The organism is Pseudomonas sp. SG20052 (genome assembly GCF_031766055.1).
GTDB lineage: Bacteria > Pseudomonadota > Gammaproteobacteria > Pseudomonadales > Pseudomonadaceae > Aquipseudomonas > Aquipseudomonas mandelii.
Genome location: NZ_CP134498.1, coordinates 3,527,430 through 3,546,604 on the forward strand (window position 1 = coordinate 3,527,430; position 19,175 = coordinate 3,546,604).

The following is a 19,175-nucleotide window of genomic DNA, read 5'->3' on the forward strand; positions in this document are numbered from 1 at the left end:
CGAAGACACCACGTCATCGCGCTCACCCTGATGTCCCCCGGCACAGCTCATGAGCGGCCGCGACGATCGTCGACACTTGTGGCAGGGCCGCCTCTTCCAGATGCCGGGGATAAGGTATCGGCACCTCGGCGCTGCACACCCGTGCCGGCGGTGCATCCAGCTCGAAAAAGCCTTGTTCTATGATCCGCGTAATGATCTCGGCGGATAGACTGCCGCTGCGCCATCCCTCGTCGACCACCAGGGCCCGACGGGTCTTGCAGACAGAAGCCATCAAAGTCTTGTCATCCAGAGGGCGCAGGACACGCAGGTCGATGACTTCGCAATCAATACCCTCCCCGGCCAGTACCTGCGCAGCCTCCAAGGTCTTGCCGAGTGTGCCGCCGTAAGTGATCAGGGTCAGGTCCTTGCCGGTTCGGCGGACCTTGGCGGAGCTGATGTCCACCGTCTCCCACTCGCCCGCATCACCCTCCAGGTTGTAGAGCTGGGCGTGTTCGAATATCAGCACCGGGTCCGGATCCAGCAGCGCTGGCCAGAGCATGCCGCGTGCATCTTCGATGGTCGCCGGCGCCAGGATTTTCAGCCCGGGAATATGGGCGTACCAGCCCTCCAGGCTGTGCGAGTGTTGCGCCGCAAGCTGGCGTCCGGCGCCTGTCGCCATGCGCACAACCAGGGGCACGGAGAACTGTCCACCGGACATGTGCCTCAAGGCAGCAGCCGTATTCATCAACGGATCGAGGGCGAGCAGACTGAAGTTCACGGTCATGATTTCGACAATCGGCCGCATGCCCCCCAAAGCCGCCCCTATACCGGCTCCCACGAAACCCAGCTCGGACAATGGCGCGTCCCGAATGCGTTCGGGGCCAAACGCCTCAAGCAACCCCAGGGACACGGCATAACTGCCACCGTAGCGACCGACGTCTTCGCCCATCAGAAATACCCGCGGATCCCGCTGCAGCGCCTCACGTATTGCCTCGCGCAGCGCCTCGCGATAGCTCATACGAATGCTCATGGCGCCGCCCTTGGGGTGTAGACATCGCGAGACAAATCCTCGAGCGGCTCCAGGCTACCGCTTTCGGCATAAGTAACGGCGGCTTCCACTTCAGCGTCCACCTGGGCGAGGATCGCCAGAAATCCGGGTTCGTCCAAAAGGCCCTCGGCCTTAAGCTGTGCACTGTACGTATGGATCGGCCCATGGGTCTTCCATTGCTCCACCTCGTCCTTGTCACGATACAGCTGTGGGTCGAACATCGAATGGGCACGAAACCGATAGGTGCGGAACTCCAGAAAAAAAGGCCCACGCCCCGCACGGATGTGTTCAACCGCATCACGAGCGGCTTCATACACCGCGATCACGTCCATGCCATCGACGGACCGGGTATCGACTTTGTAGGCCGAGGCTTTCACACACAGGTCCGTTTGCGACTGCGAACGGTCCAGGGCAGTCCCCATCGCATAGAGGTTGTTTTCACAGCAAAACAGCATCGGCAGTTGCCACAATGCGGCCAGGTTGATGGACTCATGGAAAGCCCCTTCCGCCATCGCGCCTTCACCAAAAAAACAGGCTGAAAGACGCGATCCACCTTGCATACGTTCAGCGAGCGCCAGACCGACCGTCAGTGGCAAGCCACCCGCAACAATGGCATTGCCCCCGAAGAATCGTGTCGTGGCATCAAACAGGTGCATTGAGCCGCCGCGCCCTCGCGAGCAGCCTTCCTGGTGCCCATACATTTCGGCCATGATTGCTTTCATGGTGACGCCCTTGATCAGGGCGTGGCCATGTTCGCGATACGTCGCGACCACCGCATCGTCGGCTGCCAGTGCATGCAGCACGCCGACTGCGACCGCTTCTTCACCGATGTACAGGTGCAGAAAGCCACGAATCTTGCCCTCCCCGTACAACTCGCCAGCGCGCTCCTCAAGACGACGGATACGCACCATGTCCCGCAGCAGGTCGAGAGCAATGTCCTGGGACCGCGGTGGGAGGCTCATGGCGGACTCTCCATGCTGGAAGTGTCGCCTTCAGGCAAACCCAGTTCCCGGGCCTTGAGCAGACGCCGCATGAGTTTTCCGCTACGGGTGTGCGGAAGCACTTCCACAAATTCCAGTTCCTTGGGCGCAACGACCGCCCCGAGGCGCTTGCGTCCATGACCGAGCAACTCGTCGTGCAGGGCCTGGCTGGCAGTGAAACCACGCTTGAGTGAAACAAAGGCTTTCACGGTTTCACCCAACAGCGGGTCGGGCTTGCCGATCACCGCGGCCTCGGCTACGGCCGGGTGTTCCATGAGGGAGCTTTCAACTTCGAACGGACCGATCAGGTGACCCGCCGACTTGATGACATCGTCGCTGCGACCAATGAACCAGTAGTAACCATCGGCATCGCGACGCACGAGATCGCCGCTCAGGTACCACTCGCCGACAAAGCAGTGACGATAACGCTCCTCCTGCCCCAGGTAGGTACGGAACATGGCAGGCCATGGCTGTTTCAAGGCAAGGTCACCGACCTCGTTGTCACCCAGAAACGCCAGTCCGCCCTCTTCTCCTCGAACGACGATGGCCGCCTCGACACCCGGCAGCGGCTTACCCATGGAGCCTGGTTTGATGGGCATGGCAACCGTGTTGGCAATCATGATGCCGCCGGTTTCGGTCTGCCACCAATTGTCGTGGATCGGCAGCCCAAGCACCTCTTTGCCCCACCAGACAGCCTCGGGATTAAGCGGCTCGCCGACACTGGCAATAAACCGCAGACTCGGAAAACGATGGCCGCGCGCCAACTCCGCACCCGCTTTCATCAGCAGGCGAATGGCCGTCGGGGCGGTATACCAGACCGTCACCTGTTGCTTCTCAAGTATCCGGTACCAACGCTCGGCATCGAATTCATTGCCCTCGACCACACTGGTGACGCCCAGCAACAACGGGGCAAAGATCCCGTAGGAAGTACCCGTCACCCAACCCGGATCGGCGCTGCACCAATAGACATCTTCGGGGTGCAAGTCCAGGGCGTATTTCCCGGTGACGCGGTGGGTCAGCGCCGCGCCATGGGCATGCAACACGCCTTTTGGAGTGCCTGTCGTGCCGCTGGTGAAGTGTAAAAGTGCCGGGCTGTCGGCGGTCGTATTGGCAACGGTGAAGGCTTCCTCTGCCTGCGCCAGCAGCTGATGCAGATTGAGCGTCCCCTCGATCTGCGCCGTATCACCGCCGTTTTCGTCATACAGCAGCACATGTTTGAGGGCCGGCAAACGCTCGCGTATGGCCGCGACCTTGCGCCGGTAGAGGGTTTCGCTGGTCAGTAACACACTGCCTTCGCCAAGACGCATACGGGTTTCGATGGGCTCCGGGCCGAACGCACAGAACAAGGGCGACACCACACAACCGAGTTTCAGGCCACCGAGCACCCCCAGATACAGTTCCAGCCCTCGGCCACAGAGTACAAATAGTCGATCACCGGGCATCACGCCCAGCTTTTGCAATACATTGGCAAACCGGTTGGTCAGGATGCTCAGTTGGGCGTAACTGATGTCGCAACTACCCCCGTTGCGATCAAGAATGCGCAATGCCGTATGCCGTCGACGCTCCCCTTGCGCATGCCGATCCACGGCCTCATACGCCAGGTTCAAACCGCCGCCCGGCAAACCGGCCAGCGCATTGGCTTCCACCTGCCAGGAAAAGGCCTCCCGAGCTTGCACGCTATCGAGCCAATTCGGCGCTAACGGCAAGTTGGCCAGGGTTTTCTTAATGATCGCTGGATGCATGTTTGCCACCTTGAGTCGTCTTCGGTCCGTCCCTAGACCGCCAGGACACTGCAGGGCACCTGATACAGAATATGTTCGGTCGTGCTGCCCAGCAGTTTCTCCACCCCGTGGAACTGGACTCTGCCCATCACGATCACATCCACGTTGTGCTTGTTGGCGAACTCGCTCAGCGCCGAAACGGGATGTCCCAGAATGAAATGTCGACGGTTAGCAGGCACACCGTACCGACCGGCGAGTTTCAGAAACGATTGTTCCAGCTCTTTGCGCAGCCCCTTGGTCAGCTCCGACAGTTTCAAGCCACCGCCCAATTCCTCCAGGTAGTCTTCCGTAATGTCATAGGCATACAGCAGGTGCAACTCGGCATCACACTGTATGGCGAGGCTGGAAGCCTGGTGGATAATGCGGTCATTCAACTCACTGTTCTCAGGCCCACCCGCCGAAGCATCAACCGCCGCCACAATCTTGCGCGGCAGGACATGGTGAGCCTCGCCCACCAGATAAACCGGTACCGGACAGTGGCGCAGCAAGTGCCAGTCCAACGGGGTGAAAAACGTGCGCTTGAGCGCTGATTCTTGCTGGATTTCCTTAATCAACAGGTCGGGCTGCAATTCCTTGACGTGATCCAGGATGTCTTGCTCCATGTCATCAGCCCACGCCACCTCGGTGGTCACCTCGATCCCTCTGCCACGCAGAAGTTTGGACTGGTCCTCCAGCCAATCGTGATGGTCCTGCAGGTAACGCTCCCGAGCCTTCTCCCGGTCGCCTTCTTCGAGCAGCGACAACAGTTTCAACGCAGGAATCAACGTCGCAATATGCAAGCGTGCACCGCTGGCCTTGGCGAGCGCTGCTGCATGGTCGATTGCCGGAGAATGGCGCAGGGCCAGGTGGAGGATGAGTAACAGTTGTTGATACTGGCTCATGGTCTGACTCCAGGCAGAGGGTTCAACGCCTGCCGTTGGCCACGTAGGGCTCAGCCGTTGCGTCCACGCCGGACCAAGCACCAGCGCTGATTCAGGTTGCTCCGCTGGAAAGTGCCTGACGTTGATAAATATCAACTACCGGCGTGAGCCCCCCATAAGAGGAGCAGCCTTTCATTCCACCGTACTTGATCAATATCAATCGGAGCGGGCCTTCCCTTCTCCACACTGCCGAAAAGTCCGCAGACGACGTGGAGGCGAGAATGCACACCCTGCAAGACGAGGTCATAGCCTTTCTCTCCAGGCCGTCCAGCTACGGCACGTCAAACCAGCCCGTGGAGCGTATCGAGACCCATGGTTCGGTGATTTTTCTGCATGCCAACCGCGCCTACAAACTCAAACGCGCCGTGGCATTTGCCGAGCTGGATTTCCTCAGCCTGGAAAGCCGCAAAAACGCCTGTGAGGCAGAGTTACTGCTCAATCGACGGACTGCGCCGACGCTGTATTTGAGCCTGTGTCCGATCAATCGCCAGGCGAATGGCCAGTTGGCGCTCAACGGTTGCGGACCAGCGGTTGACTGGCTCGTGGTGATGCGCCGCTTCGCTCAGGATCGGCTGTTTGACCGTATGGCCGTTGAAGGACGTCTGACTGAACCGATGATGGAACAGTTGGGGGCTGAGATCGCCCGCTTTCATGCCAATGCACCCATCACTCCTTCTTACGGTCACATCCCGGACCTGTATGAAGAAATCGAGAAAAACCATCGGGAAATGTCTCGCTACCCACCCATCCTCGATTTCGCGACAGTCACCGCGATTGCTCATACCTCCCGGACCCTGTTGGAGTCGTTGACCGAGTGCCTCGAAGATCGCCGCCGTGAGGGCCGCGTTCGCCGTTGCCATGGTGATATGCGCTTGGCCAATATCTGCCTGCTCGACGGTCAGCCCACCCTCTTCGATGGCATCGAGTTCAGTGAGCGGCTTTCCTGCATCGATGTGCTCTACGACCTGGCTTTTGTGCTGATGGACCTGCAACACCATGGCCTGAACAGGTTAGGTGCTCGACTGTTGTCCAGTTACCTCAACCACAGTGATGTGCAGGAGGACTGCAAACCCTTGGTGTTTTTCCTTTCTTTGCGGGCCGCCACGCGCAGCTTCTCCCTTGCGGGTGCAGCGCTACGTCATGCCGATCCGGCCAAGCGATACGAGAAAAAAGAAAAAGCTGTCCAGTTGATGCACCAGGCACTGAGTTACTTGCACGGCGAAAACCCGATTCTCAATCACCTGGCGATGTCTGAGGCGGCCTCCTATACATGACGTTATCCACGATGGGCGTTTCATTCAGGGAAAGGAGCCTGGGCCGGTGATTCCTTTTCCGGAATATCCGTCATGGTCGCCTCGGTCAGCAGCAAGATACTGGCGACTGAAACAGCATTTTCGAGGGCAATACGCACCACCTTGGTCGGGTCAATGATGCCGGCTTCGTACATGTCGACATAGCAATTGGCAGACGCATCGAAGCCAATGTTCCCAGGTTCGGCGAGCATGCGCGCAACCACGACGCCGGCATCCACCGCCGAATTTTCAGCGATGAGTCTGGCCGGAGCTTCCAGCGCCCGGCGAAGAATCTGCAGGCCGGTCCTGGCATCGCCCTCATATCGGGCCTCTTCGGCCGCGACAATCGGGACGGCCTTGAGCAACGCAAGACCACCCCCCGGCACAATGCCTTCGGCGATCGCCGCCCGGGTCGCTGAGATGGCATCATCCAGCGCATCCTTGCGCGCCTTCATTTCGGCTTCGGAAGGCGCCCCGACCCGGATCACCGCAACTCCGCCAGACAGCCTTGCCAGTCGTTCCTGAAGCTTTTCACGGTCGTAATCGCTGGTGGTACTGTCTAGTTGCGCACGGATCTGCTGCAAACGCGCCTCGATGGCCTCGCGCGTACCGGCGCCCCCTATCAGCGCCGTGCTGTCTTTTTGCACCACGACTCGATGTGCACGTCCCAACTGGTTCAGTTCCACCTGTTCCAGAGTGACGCCCAGTTCGCTGGAAACCACCGTTGCCCCCGTCAGAACGGCCATGTCCTGCAGCATTTCCTTGCGCCGATCACCAAAGCCCGGAGCCTTGATCGCCACCGCTCGCAGAACACCGCGTATCTGGTTGACGACTAGCGTGGTCAACGCCTCACCCTCGATATCGTCCGCGATCAAAACCAGTGGTTGCCCGCTTTTAGCCACGAGTTCAAGCAAGGGCAGCAAGTCTTTGAGTGCACCGATCTTATGGTCACAGAGCAGCAAGTAGGCGTCATCGAGTTCGACCTGCATCTTCTCGGCATCGGTGACGAAATAGGGTGAGACATAACCCCGGTCAAACCGCATGCCTTCCATGACTTCGACCACTGTTTCGGTGGTCTTGGATTCCTCGACACTGACGACGCCTTCAACGCCGACCTTTTCCAGGGCGTCTGCCACCAGCTGACCGATGACGGCATCGTTATGCGCCGACAGCGTGGCGACCTGGGCCTTTTCCTTGGGGGTGCTGACCGGACGTGACTGGGCGGCCAGGGATTCGACGACCAACAACAGCCCGCGATCCAGGCCGCGCTTGAGGTCGATTGCACTGGCACCCGCGACGACGTTACGGATGCCATCGGCCAGGATTGCATGGGCCAGCACCGTTGACGTACTGGTCCCGTCCCCTACCGCATCGCCTGTGCGTTCGGCCGCCTGACGCAGCATTTGCGCGCCCAGGTTTTCCTCGGGGTCGAGCAAGTCAATGCGTTTGGCGATCGTGACGCCATCATTGCAGACCGTTGGATTGCCCCATTTACTCTGGATCAGTACCGATTTTGATTTTGGCCCCAACGTCACTCGCACAGCGTCTGCCAACTGTGTGGCGCCACTCAGAATTTTCTCGCGGGCTGCAGCACGAAACACGATTTTAGTGTGAGCCATCAGGGTGTTCTCCTGGCCAGTTTTACAACAAGTGCGTTTTGGCAGCTTCTATGAACTGGCCCGGGCGACGTTGACTTTTATCAACAAACTCACAACGCCGCCGCGCCCCAGACCGCCAAAACAATGCGCGCACCGTCGGGATGACCGACTGTCAGTTCACGTCCCGGAATTGACAAAGATCAATTCGCGCAGCAAGAAACAGAGTCCAAATGAAGGTGTGTGTTCAGCAGGCTGAAAGGAGAAGGGATCTGTTTTTCAGTCACGGTTTCACGGCTACAGGTGAGATCTTTTCCCATTTGATGCGCGAGGAGAAAAGCCATGGACAAGTTTCAGCAGAGTCAAAAAAGCAAGCTGTTCAAAACATCCACTCATGACCCCTATTGCTCGCAGCGGGTTGAAGGTTCAGCCATCTGCCCGCAGTGTGATGCGGTCTATCAAGCCGGGAACTGGACTTGGAAACACCCTGAAAATACGGTCATTCATGATGCGCAAACAGTGACGTGCCCAGCCTGCCGACGCATCGATGACAACATGCCAGCGGGGACGCTCACGTTATCGGGCAGCTTCTTGCTCAAGCATCGAAATGAAATCATCAACCTGATCAAAAACACCGAAAAAAAGGAAAAAGCCGAGCATGCCCTGGAGCGCATCATCGGCCTTACCGACTCAGCGGCTGCTCTAATCGTGACCACGACCGGCATCCATCTCGCGAATCGCCTGGGCCATGCACTGGAAGCCGCGTTCAAAGGGAACTCTGAATACCGGTACGGCGATGATAAGTATGGCTTGAGCGTCAACTGGACACGTGACGAATAGAACCGGGCGCGGTTGTCTCAATATGGAAAGTTGAGGGGGGATCAGGACACCGAGCTCACCTTCTTGTGCTTCCAGAAGGAGTACGACCATGGCCATCAATGAATCAGCCTCGCCGCATGCAACCAACCTTAAATCGATCAGCCATAGCAGGGCGTTGTTTTTTGAAGCCGACCGTTTGAACGATCAAGCCTACGCATTGTTGAACGAGCCCGTTTCGGCGCAGACCATCCATAAGTTTTCTGACGCAAAAAAACGGGCGGATGAAAAATACCGACAAGCCTGGCAGGAATGGTTGCATACCAGGGACAAGAACAACCGATGACAGCACGTGAATGCTGTTGGGTCAGCAGCGTGGCCAGCCATGGCATCGCGTCAGGCGTCAGCGATCAATCGGGCTCGATTGCACGCTTTTTCGAAACCGTGCTGAGCGTTTCGGCGTTCTCGTTGTTACGCCAGACGTTGGGGCTGAGCCAGACGCAGACACTGAATAATCTTCCCTACGTGTTACGCGGCAAACTGGCGGGCGGCTTGTTTGGAACGGTGCGCTTCGTCGACACCGGAAAACTGAGCTTGCCGGGGTCGACAGCCGGAACTCGGTCATACCGACAATGAATATCCCCTGTGGGAGCGAGCCTGCTCGCGAAGACGGAGTGTCAGTCAATACATGTGTTTTCTGACACACCGCATTCGCGAGCAGGCTCGCTCCTACAGGGGTGATGCTGTTCAACCAGTGACGGTTATGCGGTGAAACGGACGCCGGGCCTGGCGCGCTCGTCGACGCTCAACTCGAACACATCCGGGCGCGCGTAGTGACCGACCACGTCGTAGTCATAACGCGCGCGGACCAGGTCGTCGGTGTCGATTTCAGCGGTGAGCAACCCGGCCCCGTCACGCAACGGCCCCGCCAGAATGTCGCCCATGGGCCCGACGATCACACTGCCGCCCGCAATCAGCGGCCGATCCGCCGGCCAGTTGGTAATCTCCACGCCCAGGGCTTGCGGTGAATCCTGAACCTGGCAAGCGCTGACCACAAAACAACGGCCTTCATGAGCGATGTGGCGCATGCTGACCTGCCACATCTCGCGCTCATCCACGGTCGGCGCGCACCAGACCTCGATGCCTTTGGCGTACATCGCCGTGCGCAGCAACGGCATCATGTTTTCCCAGCACACCACCGCGCCGATTCGCCCGACCTGGCTGTCGATCACCGGCAACGTCGAGCCATCGCCCTTGCCCCAGATCAATCGCTCAGTGCCCGTGGGCATCAGTTTGCGGTGCTTGGCGACCAGGCCGGCCTGCGGATCGAAATACAGCGCCGTGCAATGCAACGTGCTCCCGGCGCGCTCTATCACGCCGATGACCAGGTTGGCCCCGGTGCGCGCCGACAACCCGGCCAGGGCGTCGGTTTCGACCCCGGGCACGTCGATGGCGTTGGCAAAATAGCGGGCAAACGCTTCGCGACCTTCCGGCAGTCGGTAGCCCAGCTGAGTGCCGAACGTCTCGCCTTTGGGATAACCCCCGAGCAACGCTTCGGGCATCACCACCAGCGCGGCGCCGGATTCGATAATCGCGTTTTCCCAGGCAAGAATCTGTTCCAGGGTCTCGGTCTTGCCGCCGGGCAAGGCGCCGATTTGCAACGCTGCGACAATGGATTTTGGCATGGCGATCTCTCCGAAAGCGTTGAGGTGTTGCCCATTCTCATGCGCCACGGGATCATGAATAAAGCCCGACTCACTGCTGAATGATATGAGCTAAATGAATATCGCCACTGTTGACCTCAACCTGCTCAAAGTTTTCGAAGCGCTGCATGAAGAGTCCAGCGCCAGCCGAGCGGCGTTGCGCCTGGGGGTGACGCAATCGGCCGTCAGCGCGGCGTTGCGGCGACTGCGCGAGCTGTATGGCGATCAATTGTTCGTGCGCACCGGCCGTGGCCTGGCACCGACGCTCAAGGCCAATCAGTTAAAACCGGTGGTGAGCGATGCGCTGAACAAATGCCGTCAGAGCCTGGCAATGGTCGATCCGGCAGCCAATCATTACGACGGGCGCTCGGTCACGGTGGGGTTATCGGATGATTTCGAGGTGGCCTACGGCCGGCGATTGATCGAGGCCATTGCGCGCAGCGCGCCGAAGTTGCGCCTGATCTTTCGGCAAACCCACAGCCAGATCGTCGCCCAGGCATTGATGGAGCGCAGCATTGATCTGGCGATCACCGCAGGCGGGTTCAGCGAGCGGTTGCTCAGTCGTCAGGTGCTGGGTGAAGGCGGTTATTCGTGCCTGGTGGATCCGCTCAGCCTGACCCCGGGGCAACAGACTCTCACGCTTGAGGAGTTCGTCGCCCGCGAGCACATTCTGGTGTCGTCCGGCGGCTTTATCGGGATCACCGATGAGGGGTTGGCGGCGCTGGGGCTGAGTCGGCGGGTATGCGCCTCGACCACCCACTTTGCGGCGTTGCCACACTTGCTCAAGGGCAGTCAGGCGGTGGCGACCATTCCGGCCCACGCCGCTCAAAGCATCGCGATGCTCTGCGGTCTGGCGCTGCTGCCCTGCCCTTTGGCGTTACCGCGCTACCCGATCGAACTGGGCTGGCGCACCAGCACGCAGCTCGATCCGGTGGTGTTGAAAGTGCGCGAGGCCATTGTCGCGAGTTTTGCGTGAAGGCAGGCCTTACTTGGCGGCCATCAAGCGATTCACTTCACTGCGCACCATATTGGCGAACTCCGGGGGCGACATGGCATCAAGTTCGGCACGAACCCATTCAGCCCATTTGCCTTTGCGCTTGGCGCGTTCGCCAAACAACCGCGCGGCCTCGCCCTTGGATTTGCCAAGGTTGCTTTGCCAGAGGTCGAACAGACGGGATTTCTCATCTTCAAGCGCTGCGCGCTCAGCCAGGGGTTTGTCGGCCAGATTGAAGCTCATGGGAGTTACCTGCTGCGTAAAATAGGCGACATCTTACACTGTAGGACGAAATATCCGACTCGGGATTTTTCCTTGGCGTACAGTCAATACGCAAAGTCGCTGCAACTTTTTCAGTTGCCGCAGACTCCATTGTTCACTGCCCATTTACCTGCAAGGAGTACCCAATGGCCCGGAAAACCGCCGCACAAACCGCCGAAGACCAGATCAAGGATCAGGCATTCAGCGAACTTCAGGCACTGATCGAAGAATCGGAAAAACTGCTCAAAAGCAGCGCTTCTCTGGTGGGTGAGGAAGCCGAGACCCTTCGCGGGCAAATCTCTCAGAAACTCCAGCAGGCCCGGGACTCGGTCACCAGTGTTCGTGACCGCACCAAACCGGTGGTCGACGCGACAGAGACCTACATCGGTGGCCATCCATGGCAAACCGTGGCCATCTCCGCCGGGTTCGGCCTGGTGGTCGGGTTGCTGCTGGGCCGCCGTTAAACAGAAACACATCGAACCTGCAGGACCCAGGCTTGCCGGCGAAGGCGATTTCAAATGCGCCTTCGCCGGCAAGCCTGGCTTCTACAAAAAACGTTTCAGAGCCCTGCCAGTTCTCGCAGGTTTGCCAACGTCTGAGCGTTCAGCTGAATGCCTTGAGCGTTGGACTGAGCTCGCTGGTGGTGACGTCGATCACCCGGCAGGCGCTTGAGCCCTACGCTGTGCATCTGACGCACCAGTTCCTGGCTGCGTTCGGCGAAATTCTGCCCGGCGGCCTTGCTCGGATCGATCACGATCAGCAGTTGGCCGGTCCATGGCGTTTTGGCTCCCGGATGGTTCTTCCAGTCAAACTCGAAGGAGAAATTGCCGCCGGTCAGGGCCGCCGCCAACAATTCGACCATCATCGACAGCGCTGAACCCTTGTGGCCACCAAACGGCAGCAGCGCGCCCCCCTCCAGAATCGCCTTCGGATCCTCAGTCGGCTGGCCAAGGCTGTCCACGCCCATGCCTGCCGGCAAGCGTTCACCTTTTTGTGCGGCAATCTGCACATCGCCATGGGCGATGGCGCTGGTGGCCAGGTCAAAGACAATCGGCTCACCGTCAGCCCGGGGTGCGGCGAAGGCGATCGGGTTGGTGCCGAACAGCGGCCGGTCGGCGCCGTGGGGCACCACGCACGTCATGCTGTTCACTACGCTCAGCGCCACCAGCCCTTCATAGGCAAACGGCTCGACATCCGGCCACAGTGCCGCGAAATGATGGGAGTTGCGGATCGCCAACACCGCAATCCCGGCGCTGCGGGCCTTTTCCACCAGCAGAGCCCTGGCGGCCGCAAGCGCGGGTTGGGCAAAACCGTTAGCCGCGTCGACCCGGACAAACCCCGAGGCAACGTCCTCGACCACGGGCACGGCCTGGCCGTTGACCCAGCCGCTCTTGAGTGTCGAGACATAACCTGGAATACGAAACACGCCATGGCTGTGGGCGCCATCGCGTTCAGCGCCGGCGCAGTTCAGCGCCAGGGTCCTGGCGACATCGGCGGAGGTGCCATGGCGCAGGAAAATTTGCTCAAGCAATACAACAAGCGCGTCGAAATCGAGCGATGGGGTGGTCGAACTGACGGCCACTTCGGGCGTTGCGGTCATCTGAAGCTCCAGTTTTATTATTGAATACGGGCACCAGGGGAATCGAGGTTGCTCGGCAACCAACAGCAGACGTCGATTAAGCGCTGTTGTACCGGCGTCCTGTCAAGTCTCGAGCACCTGATCGGCTCAAGCAATATGTACCGCACCGAAGCACTCCGCTGACCTTAATGTTTTTCCTCAACCAATAGCCTGCGATGGCCACTGATCGCAGCCAATGAGGAACATCCATGACCACCCCCGCTGAGCCCTATTTTTTCGACGAGGCTGAACGCGCATCCAATGCCAGACAACCCGGTGAGCGCGAAAACACGCTGAACTTCACCCTCGACGACCTGAAATGGCTGAAGCACGTGTATTTGGCCACCCACGCTGCTCGCGTCGCGCAAAAAGAGCCCATGCAGGCCTGCCAACTGTTGTTGAAAGTAACCGGCAAAACAGACATTCCATTGGCCGGAGCCTTTGCCCTGAGCCGGCCCGAAAATGGAGAGGTCATCCTTTACACACCGTGGAAAGGCTTGATCAAGTTTGCCGATTTGGCCGACCTCAAAAGCAAACTCAAGGAATGGCTGACGCAGGCCACAGGCAAACGCGAGCTGTTGCGCTTTCTCTCCATCGAACAACGCAGCGCTTTACCCGCCGCCACCGTTCCCGACATTGCCACGAAAGACATCGAAGGCGCGGTGTTCCAGGATCAGCAACTGACCCTCGATCACAATCAGGAACAGAACATCAAAGCGATGAAGGCTGAGCTGCTGAAGACGCCAACCCTGCAATCGATGCTCGATGACACCCTCAAGCACGCGTTGCACAAGGCATTTCCCGCGCTGGACCAGCGTCTGACGCGGCTCAAGAGCTTCGTGAAGACCGTTTCAGCCTTCGACGGCAACGAAGACCTGCACACAATTTCCTCGATCCCTTTGAGCGATGCACTTCTGCACTTCTATCTGACCAACCAGTGGCCCACCGGCGATTCAAGAGTCTTCGCCAATCCCGAGCACAGCGTCAGCAGCGACGCGGATAACCAGACATGGGAAAGCGCGGTGAAAGAAATCGCGCAGAGCTTCACGCCGCACTTGCACAGCCTGCTCGCCTTGTTCTGGAACACATCCATGAGCACAGGCCTTTCACGCTTGGCGTTTTTCACCGAGGGCTTGCGTGACACCTTTCACCTGAAACTCCTGCACCAGCGCCAGAACGGTGGTTTGACCACGCAGGAATACCTGCGACTGATGAACGTCAGCCTCCCGCCTGACGCGCACGACCCTCTTCGCATCGAGAAAATACGAGTGACCGCACCCTTCAGGCATTTTGCGGAGCTGGCCTCGACCTTGATGATCGGGGGCACCAACACCCTGGGTTTTCTGTACTCCCCTCCCCGAGGCATCGAAGCGACGAACAATCTGCCGGCAGTCAAAAACATCGTGCTGGAGATGATGAAAACCGAAGGGCATGAAGACACCTTGCTCAACTTCATGTCGCTGGACGAACGCGCCACCTTTCTTGCTTTGGAGCCGGTTGAGCGCGTGATTGAGGGCAAACCGATCGTTGGTCCGGTGTTCAATCACTTGATGGCCGACATCCTCGGCAAGCAACGGGACAACCTGTCTCATGCGCTGAGCCGCTTGCGCGAAAGTGAAGGTACGCTCGACCCCCATGCCTTGCTCGACAGCGCACTGGATGTCCGGGGATTGATCGATGACCGTCTGCTGGCCTCCGACCCTTCAGGACGCTGGAGTACACGCGTGGATCGGCGCCTTGGCGCGCAACCGGCCACCGTCCGCGCCGAGTCGGCCAGGGAGGAGTTGTCGCGGCTCGATTCCGTCGAACAGGCACTCGATCAACTTCTGGATAAACACCCGGCCATCTCCACGGCAACCCGCTCGATCACTGACGCTGAGCGCGTCCTGAGTGACTCCGTGGCCAGCTTGCAATCGACGTTTTCTCATACGTTGTCAACGGCATTGCGCAGTGAACTGAAGCTGCGTGCCGTCACCCGCACCTTGAGTACAACGGAGCAGGCAATCATCAAAACCGTGCTCGACAGCCCGATACACCTGCAACGAGCGGCATTGAACGGCTTTCTGCCAGACGTGTTTTCCCTGGCGCTCAAGGCCGGCGATGCAGCGGATCCGTTGAAGCTGGCCAGCTGTTTTGTCCTGACTGAACGAGGCGGCCAGGATCCGGTGCATTCGGGCAAGGCGATTGTGTGGACACCTGCGTTGGGGTTTGAAGCGTTCAAAGGGCTGACGCCGTTGCTGACCGAACTCGGTCGACGCCTCGCCGACGTCAACCATCGCTCAATGCTGCTGGAGAACCTTGGTCGCAGCGAGCGTTTGCCTGGCCGGACTTACACGTTGGCGCCTCTGCAGCGGGTCTATGGGCATTTTCTTGATTACCTGCAAAAACCTTATGTGCACCTCGATGAGCCGTGCCTGACCGATGCGCTGGCAACAAAGCTCTCCGCGACGCCACTGACCCATCTCCTGGATCTTGTCTCGCTGCGTAAACCGATGACAGGGCTTGACCGTCCAATGGACATTGCACAATCCCTGACGACCCGGCAAAAGCTGCCGGCATGGCTGGCCCAGGCATCCGTCAAAGAGCTGATTGTGCATGCCGAGCTGCTTCAGCAATACGTCGATAATGTGAAAGACGACCAGGATTACCTGACCGGCCTGCGGTCACTGCAACGCACGGCGCACCATGGCCTTGAAAAACAACTCAAGGCGGACGGCTTCAACATCGACCCTGACACGGTCCGGGTGCAAATCAACGCCCGCCCGACATCGGCGGCCCACACCCAAACCCTGACCGACTTTGCCTTGACTCATCTCAAGTCGCTGGACCCACTCCATTTCAAACTGGTATCGCTTGATAGCACCGTGATTCCCGAGGGGATGAACGAGCGCTACATCAAAGAGCTGATCCGCAACCTGAAACCGGGCGACCATCAACAGAAAATAGTGAACGACGCCCTGGCCGACACCCCGGCAAACGCAGAGCGCCGCCAGCGCTTCTACACACAGTTGCCCTGGCAATTAATGCATTACGCCCACGCGGAAAAACTTCAGGAGCGCCTGAGCGAGACCGGGTTTGATCTGATCCGGCAAGTCATGGACATGCCCGACGCCCTCGCCCGCGCGGCGGTCGAGGGTGCCCACGCAATCATCCGTCCGCTTGAGTTCCTGGGTATCAGGCAGGCCCAATCGATCAAAGTGCCCGGTGTCTATCTGATCGGCTCGACGGCGGATCGCACTGGAGCGCAGGTGCTGATTGCGCCTCACAGCCCTGGGCACGGGGTGAAAGAATATGAAAACGAAGCCCAGCTGCTGACAGAACTGAAGACCCGCGGACCGCTGCTCGACTGGCTACTCCTGAATCTGCAGAACCCTGACCGGACGCTGCTGGAAACCCGGATGGCGACCCCCCATCACCGCGTTGCCAGAGCCACGTCGTCGAACATCACCACGCTGGCTTCCCAACCGATCAAGGGGAACCTGTTCAAACACCTGCTCAATGACAACGTCGCCTTGCTGGGCCGATTGCTCGGTTGCCAGTCCGATGAGCGAAAACAAGGCGAATGGGCAACCATCAAGCATGTGCTGGGCGAAGACCTGCACGAGGCCTATACATTTTTCATGGGCAAGCTCGCCTACCCGGAGACGGTGTGGCGCAGTTACCGCGACATCAAGCAATCTGCCGAAGACCTGCAAACCCATCGGTGGGGAGCCGCCGTAAAAGCGTTCATCAGCGGCGTGGCCGAACTTTCCACGCTGCGCCAGACACTGGGGGATTCAACGCTGCGGTCGTCGACACCGGCCCTACCGGCACCGGAAAAACCCGATACCCGGCTCAAATGGCAGGACATCGATGTCACGGGCCCCGAACGCACGACACTCGCGCGCCACGAAAGCATCAACGTTGATCTGGGTTCGCTGACTTCAGACGCCACGCTTGGGCTCTACACCCACCCAACGACAAAACAGCACTACGGGCCGGTTGAAGGAAAGGTGTATCCGGTCATCAAGCGCGGCAGCCGATGGCGCATCGGCGACACACGCAAGCTGGGCCCTCATCTGCGCCAGAACGAATCGAAGCAATGGTTGCTTGATGGACGAGAGTCGGCGCCTCGCTTCAGTCTGTTCGGACGCCTGGAGACCGCGAGATCGGTGTTTGATGGCATGAACGTCGACGCCTCGGGCATGTCCCGTATCCGACGATTGTTTCCACAGAAGGCCCGTCAGATTGACGAAGCGCTGGACCTGGCAACGACCTACGCCTGGAACAGCTACCGAAACCTGCAACAGCTCAAATCCTCCGACGACACCGTCACGCCCGTGCATCAGCTCATCATGGATTTCCTCGGTGTGCAGCATGTGCTGCCCGCGCATGTCGAGCAGCTTGAAAAAGTCATTGGCGACGTTTTCGCAGCGTTGCTGGAGCCGTCACTGAGAAAACCGAAGTCCAGTCGTTTTGCCGTCGGCAGGCTGACCGAAGACGCCCAAAACACGTTTGCCTTCATTGTCGCCAAAGACAAAAACCGCAGAATCCACCTTGCAGAAAGATTCTTCGACCTTAGATTCGATCACTACCGTCAACACCTGACCGACGCGGCCTTCCCGATCGACACCCATGCACGGGCGGTGACGTTGATACATGAGTTGTCGCACATGGCCTGTCAAACCGAGGACATTTCCTATCTCGATCCCGGCAGGCCGTTCACCGACCTGATTGGAACAGCCACCCCGCTGGCCACAGAGCTCAAACGTGCGTTGACCCACGTGCAGAAAACGGCGCTTTCGATCCAGACTCCTTATACCCGGCTGTTCATGACCCAGGATCCTGATACCGGTGTGTGGGAAGATCTGGGCAGTAGCTCCGACAAGGAATCCGATCGGGTGAAGGACCATATCCTGGCGTTGACTGGCGCAGAAAACCTGAGCGGAGCCCGCGAAACGTTCAAGAAAAACCCGCTGATCAGGCTGACCGTACAGTTGGGCAACGCCGACAGTGTGGCCTGGCTGGTCAGTCATCTGGGTCGTGAACTGCACGTCAGTACGCCCTGATGTCAAAAATAATTCTCATTTGATGGTTAATTGCCATGACGGCTGTTCTCGCAGACTTCCCCTCAAGGTTAGAATGCACGAAATCAGGATGAGTCAATGACCGACAACTCTCTCTCGCAAGCCGAATATGACGCCATCACCGATGCCGCTGCGCACTGGTGCATGCGTCTGCACGCCGTCGACTGCACCGCCGAAGAGCGGATCGCCTTCGAACATTGGCGTGATGCTCATCCGCTGCATGCGTTCGAGTACGAAGCCATGCTCGAGATCTGGGAAGTCGCGGGGGATTTGCCGCGTCCCGAAGCCGTTACATCGGTACCTCGCTTCAAACAGGCCGCACCTTGGCGCACGGTCGGCATCGCCGCCGCCGTGTGCGCCTTGGCGTTGCCGCTGGCGGCGTACAGCGGCTGGAACATGGGCTGGCTACCGAATTCGTATCAGCATTTCGAAGCGAGTGACACGGTCCGTCAGGTCACCCTGAGCGATGGCAGTCAAGTGGAGCTGAACCTCGGCAGCGAACTGATCTTCAGCAACTACAAGGATCAGCGCCGGGTCACGCTGGAAAAAGGCGAGGCCTTCTTCAGCGTCAGCCACGATCTGGCCCACCCTTTTGTTGTCAGGGCAGCGGACGGCAGGATTCGCGTCACCGGGACCAAGTTCAACGTCTGGATGTACGAGGATCAGGTACGTGTGAACCTGATTGAAGGCTCGGTACTGGTGAGCAGCAACGATGACCTTCCAGGGGATGGCTTGCGCCTGGGGCCGGCGATGCAGGCGCGTTATAAACACGGCGACTTCACGCCGCAGATCAATCAGACCTACCCCAACGACAATTCCCTGGCGTGGCGCAGTGGCAAACTGGTGATCGATGATCTGGCGCTGAACGATGCCCTGCCGTTGATCAACCGTTACCTGAGCAAACCGGTCATGGTCGCTGACCACAGCACCGGCACGATTCGCCTGGGCGGCATCTACAACATCAAGGAATTGAACAACCTGGTGGCGTCCCTGCCCAAGGTGCTGCCGGTCTACCTGACCCGTAACAAGGAAGGTAATCCGGTACTCAATTCGATCCCGCAACAAACCCCTAAAAGCTGAAAAGGCCACAACCCTCAAGGGGGTGCGGCCTTTTTTACTGCT

At 59.0% G+C, this 19,175-nt stretch carries 15 protein-coding genes and 1 pseudogene; 8 read left to right on the plus strand and 8 right to left on the minus strand.

What is annotated here, in order from left to right:
- Positions 1-22 precede the first annotated feature (22 nt).
- From RHP74_RS16130 to RHP74_RS16145, 4 genes are read right to left on the minus strand one after another with little or no spacing between them, the layout of a single operon-like run.
- Positions 23-1,009 (minus strand): alpha-ketoacid dehydrogenase subunit beta, encoded by a 987-nt coding sequence (locus RHP74_RS16130; RefSeq protein ID WP_042932032.1) that lies wholly within the window; start codon positions 1,007-1,009, stop codon positions 23-25.
- On the minus strand, positions 1,006-1,989 hold the full coding sequence (pdhA, locus tag RHP74_RS16135; RefSeq protein WP_311095821.1) for a pyruvate dehydrogenase (acetyl-transferring) E1 component subunit alpha: 984 nt from the start codon (positions 1,987-1,989) through the stop codon (positions 1,006-1,008). The genes RHP74_RS16130 and pdhA overlap by 4 nt, the downstream gene beginning before the upstream one ends.
- Complete coding sequence (acsA, locus tag RHP74_RS16140) at positions 1,986-3,749, minus strand: acetate--CoA ligase (RefSeq protein ID WP_311095822.1); 1,764 nt, start codon at positions 3,747-3,749, stop codon at positions 1,986-1,988. Before acsA ends, pdhA begins: the two co-directional genes overlap by 4 nt.
- 32 nt (positions 3,750-3,781) lie before the next feature.
- Positions 3,782-4,669 (minus strand): universal stress protein, encoded by an 888-nt coding sequence (locus RHP74_RS16145; protein WP_288113799.1) that lies wholly within the window; start codon positions 4,667-4,669, stop codon positions 3,782-3,784.
- Positions 4,670-4,929: 260 nt separating this feature from the next.
- On the opposite strand from RHP74_RS16145, the gene RHP74_RS16150 reads away from it, so the two are divergent.
- Positions 4,930-5,982, plus strand: a complete 1,053-nt coding sequence (locus RHP74_RS16150; RefSeq protein ID WP_311095823.1) for a phosphotransferase — start codon at positions 4,930-4,932, stop codon at positions 5,980-5,982.
- Positions 5,983-6,002: 20 nt separating this feature from the next.
- Here RHP74_RS16150 and groL read toward each other — a convergent pair whose 3' ends face one another.
- Entirely contained in the window at positions 6,003-7,619 is a 1,617-nt protein-coding gene (gene groL / locus RHP74_RS16155; protein ID WP_288113796.1) for a chaperonin GroEL, read from the minus strand.
- Positions 7,620-7,937: 318 nt separating this feature from the next.
- On the opposite strand from groL, the gene RHP74_RS16160 reads away from it, so the two are divergent.
- From RHP74_RS16160 to RHP74_RS16170, 3 genes and pseudogenes are all read left to right on the plus strand, one after another.
- Positions 7,938-8,435 (plus strand): BCAM0308 family protein, encoded by a 498-nt coding sequence (locus RHP74_RS16160; protein WP_311095824.1) that lies wholly within the window; start codon positions 7,938-7,940, stop codon positions 8,433-8,435.
- An 88-nt stretch (positions 8,436-8,523) separates the two neighbouring features.
- On the plus strand, positions 8,524-8,757 hold the full coding sequence (locus RHP74_RS16165) for a hypothetical protein (RefSeq protein WP_311095825.1): 234 nt from the start codon (positions 8,524-8,526) through the stop codon (positions 8,755-8,757).
- A gap of 44 nt (positions 8,758-8,801) precedes the next feature.
- Positions 8,802-9,047, plus strand: a pseudogene (locus RHP74_RS16170) (hypothetical protein); the annotation flags it as partial.
- A 125-nt stretch (positions 9,048-9,172) separates the two neighbouring features.
- On the opposite strand, the gene RHP74_RS16175 reads toward RHP74_RS16170, so the two are convergent.
- On the minus strand, positions 9,173-10,096 hold the full coding sequence (locus tag RHP74_RS16175) for a carbon-nitrogen hydrolase family protein (protein WP_311095826.1): 924 nt from the start codon (positions 10,094-10,096) through the stop codon (positions 9,173-9,175).
- A 94-nt stretch (positions 10,097-10,190) separates the two neighbouring features.
- On the opposite strand from RHP74_RS16175, the gene RHP74_RS16180 reads away from it, so the two are divergent.
- The gene (locus RHP74_RS16180) at positions 10,191-11,090 is read left to right on the plus strand and encodes a LysR family transcriptional regulator (RefSeq protein ID WP_311095827.1); all 900 of its coding nucleotides are present in this window, start codon (positions 10,191-10,193) and stop codon (positions 11,088-11,090) included.
- Between the two features lie 9 nt (positions 11,091-11,099).
- Here the strand turns inward: RHP74_RS16180 and RHP74_RS16185 are convergent, their stop codons facing one another.
- On the minus strand, positions 11,100-11,351 hold the full coding sequence (locus RHP74_RS16185) for a hypothetical protein (protein WP_010460650.1): 252 nt from the start codon (positions 11,349-11,351) through the stop codon (positions 11,100-11,102).
- Between the two features lie 164 nt (positions 11,352-11,515).
- Here RHP74_RS16185 and RHP74_RS16190 point away from each other — a divergent pair, with 164 nt between their 5' ends.
- Positions 11,516-11,833, plus strand: a complete 318-nt coding sequence (locus RHP74_RS16190) for a YqjD family protein (protein ID WP_010460652.1) — start codon at positions 11,516-11,518, stop codon at positions 11,831-11,833.
- Between the two features lie 95 nt (positions 11,834-11,928).
- Here RHP74_RS16190 and RHP74_RS16195 read toward each other — a convergent pair whose 3' ends face one another.
- Entirely contained in the window at positions 11,929-12,969 is a 1,041-nt protein-coding gene (locus RHP74_RS16195) for an Ldh family oxidoreductase (RefSeq protein ID WP_102595503.1), read from the minus strand.
- Positions 12,970-13,196: 227 nt separating this feature from the next.
- Between RHP74_RS16195 and RHP74_RS16200 the strand changes: the two genes are divergently transcribed.
- Both RHP74_RS16200 and RHP74_RS16205 read left to right on the plus strand, forming a co-directional pair.
- Positions 13,197-18,035 (plus strand): dermonecrotic toxin domain-containing protein, encoded by a 4,839-nt coding sequence (locus RHP74_RS16200; protein ID WP_311095828.1) that lies wholly within the window; start codon positions 13,197-13,199, stop codon positions 18,033-18,035.
- 96 nt (positions 18,036-18,131) lie between these two features.
- Positions 18,132-19,133 carry a FecR family protein gene (locus tag RHP74_RS16205; protein ID WP_311095829.1) on the plus strand — a complete coding sequence of 334 codons (1,002 nt, stop codon included), beginning with the start codon at positions 18,132-18,134 and terminating at the stop codon, positions 19,131-19,133.
- Positions 19,134-19,175: the final 42 nt, after the last annotated feature.

Excerpts from the sequence above, each read along its gene's own strand:
- RHP74_RS16175 (WP_311095826.1), bottom strand. The coding sequence starts at position 10,096 with ATGCCAAAATCCATTGTCGCAGCGTTGCAAATCGGCGCCTTGCCCGGC.
- RHP74_RS16150 (WP_311095823.1), top strand. The coding sequence starts at position 4,930 with ATGCACACCCTGCAAGACGAGGTCATAGCCTTTCTCTCCAGGCCGTCC.
- RHP74_RS16195 (WP_102595503.1), bottom strand. The coding sequence starts at position 12,969 with ATGACCGCAACGCCCGAAGTGGCCGTCAGTTCGACCACCCCATCGCTC.
- RHP74_RS16200 (WP_311095828.1), top strand. The coding sequence starts at position 13,197 with ATGACCACCCCCGCTGAGCCCTATTTTTTCGACGAGGCTGAACGCGCA.
- RHP74_RS16130 (WP_042932032.1), bottom strand. The coding sequence starts at position 1,009 with ATGAGCATTCGTATGAGCTATCGCGAGGCGCTGCGCGAGGCAATACGT.
- RHP74_RS16165 (WP_311095825.1), top strand. The coding sequence starts at position 8,524 with ATGGCCATCAATGAATCAGCCTCGCCGCATGCAACCAACCTTAAATCG.
- RHP74_RS16185 (WP_010460650.1), bottom strand. The coding sequence starts at position 11,351 with ATGAGCTTCAATCTGGCCGACAAACCCCTGGCTGAGCGCGCAGCGCTT.
- RHP74_RS16190 (WP_010460652.1), top strand. The coding sequence starts at position 11,516 with ATGGCCCGGAAAACCGCCGCACAAACCGCCGAAGACCAGATCAAGGAT.
- RHP74_RS16145 (WP_288113799.1), bottom strand. The coding sequence starts at position 4,669 with ATGAGCCAGTATCAACAACTGTTACTCATCCTCCACCTGGCCCTGCGC.
- pdhA (WP_311095821.1), bottom strand. The coding sequence starts at position 1,989 with ATGAGCCTCCCACCGCGGTCCCAGGACATTGCTCTCGACCTGCTGCGG.
- acsA (WP_311095822.1), bottom strand. The coding sequence starts at position 3,749 with ATGCATCCAGCGATCATTAAGAAAACCCTGGCCAACTTGCCGTTAGCG.
- RHP74_RS16160 (WP_311095824.1), top strand. The coding sequence starts at position 7,938 with ATGGACAAGTTTCAGCAGAGTCAAAAAAGCAAGCTGTTCAAAACATCC.
- RHP74_RS16205 (WP_311095829.1), top strand. The coding sequence starts at position 18,132 with ATGACCGACAACTCTCTCTCGCAAGCCGAATATGACGCCATCACCGAT.
- groL (WP_288113796.1), bottom strand. The coding sequence starts at position 7,619 with ATGGCTCACACTAAAATCGTGTTTCGTGCTGCAGCCCGCGAGAAAATT.
- RHP74_RS16180 (WP_311095827.1), top strand. The coding sequence starts at position 10,191 with ATGAATATCGCCACTGTTGACCTCAACCTGCTCAAAGTTTTCGAAGCG.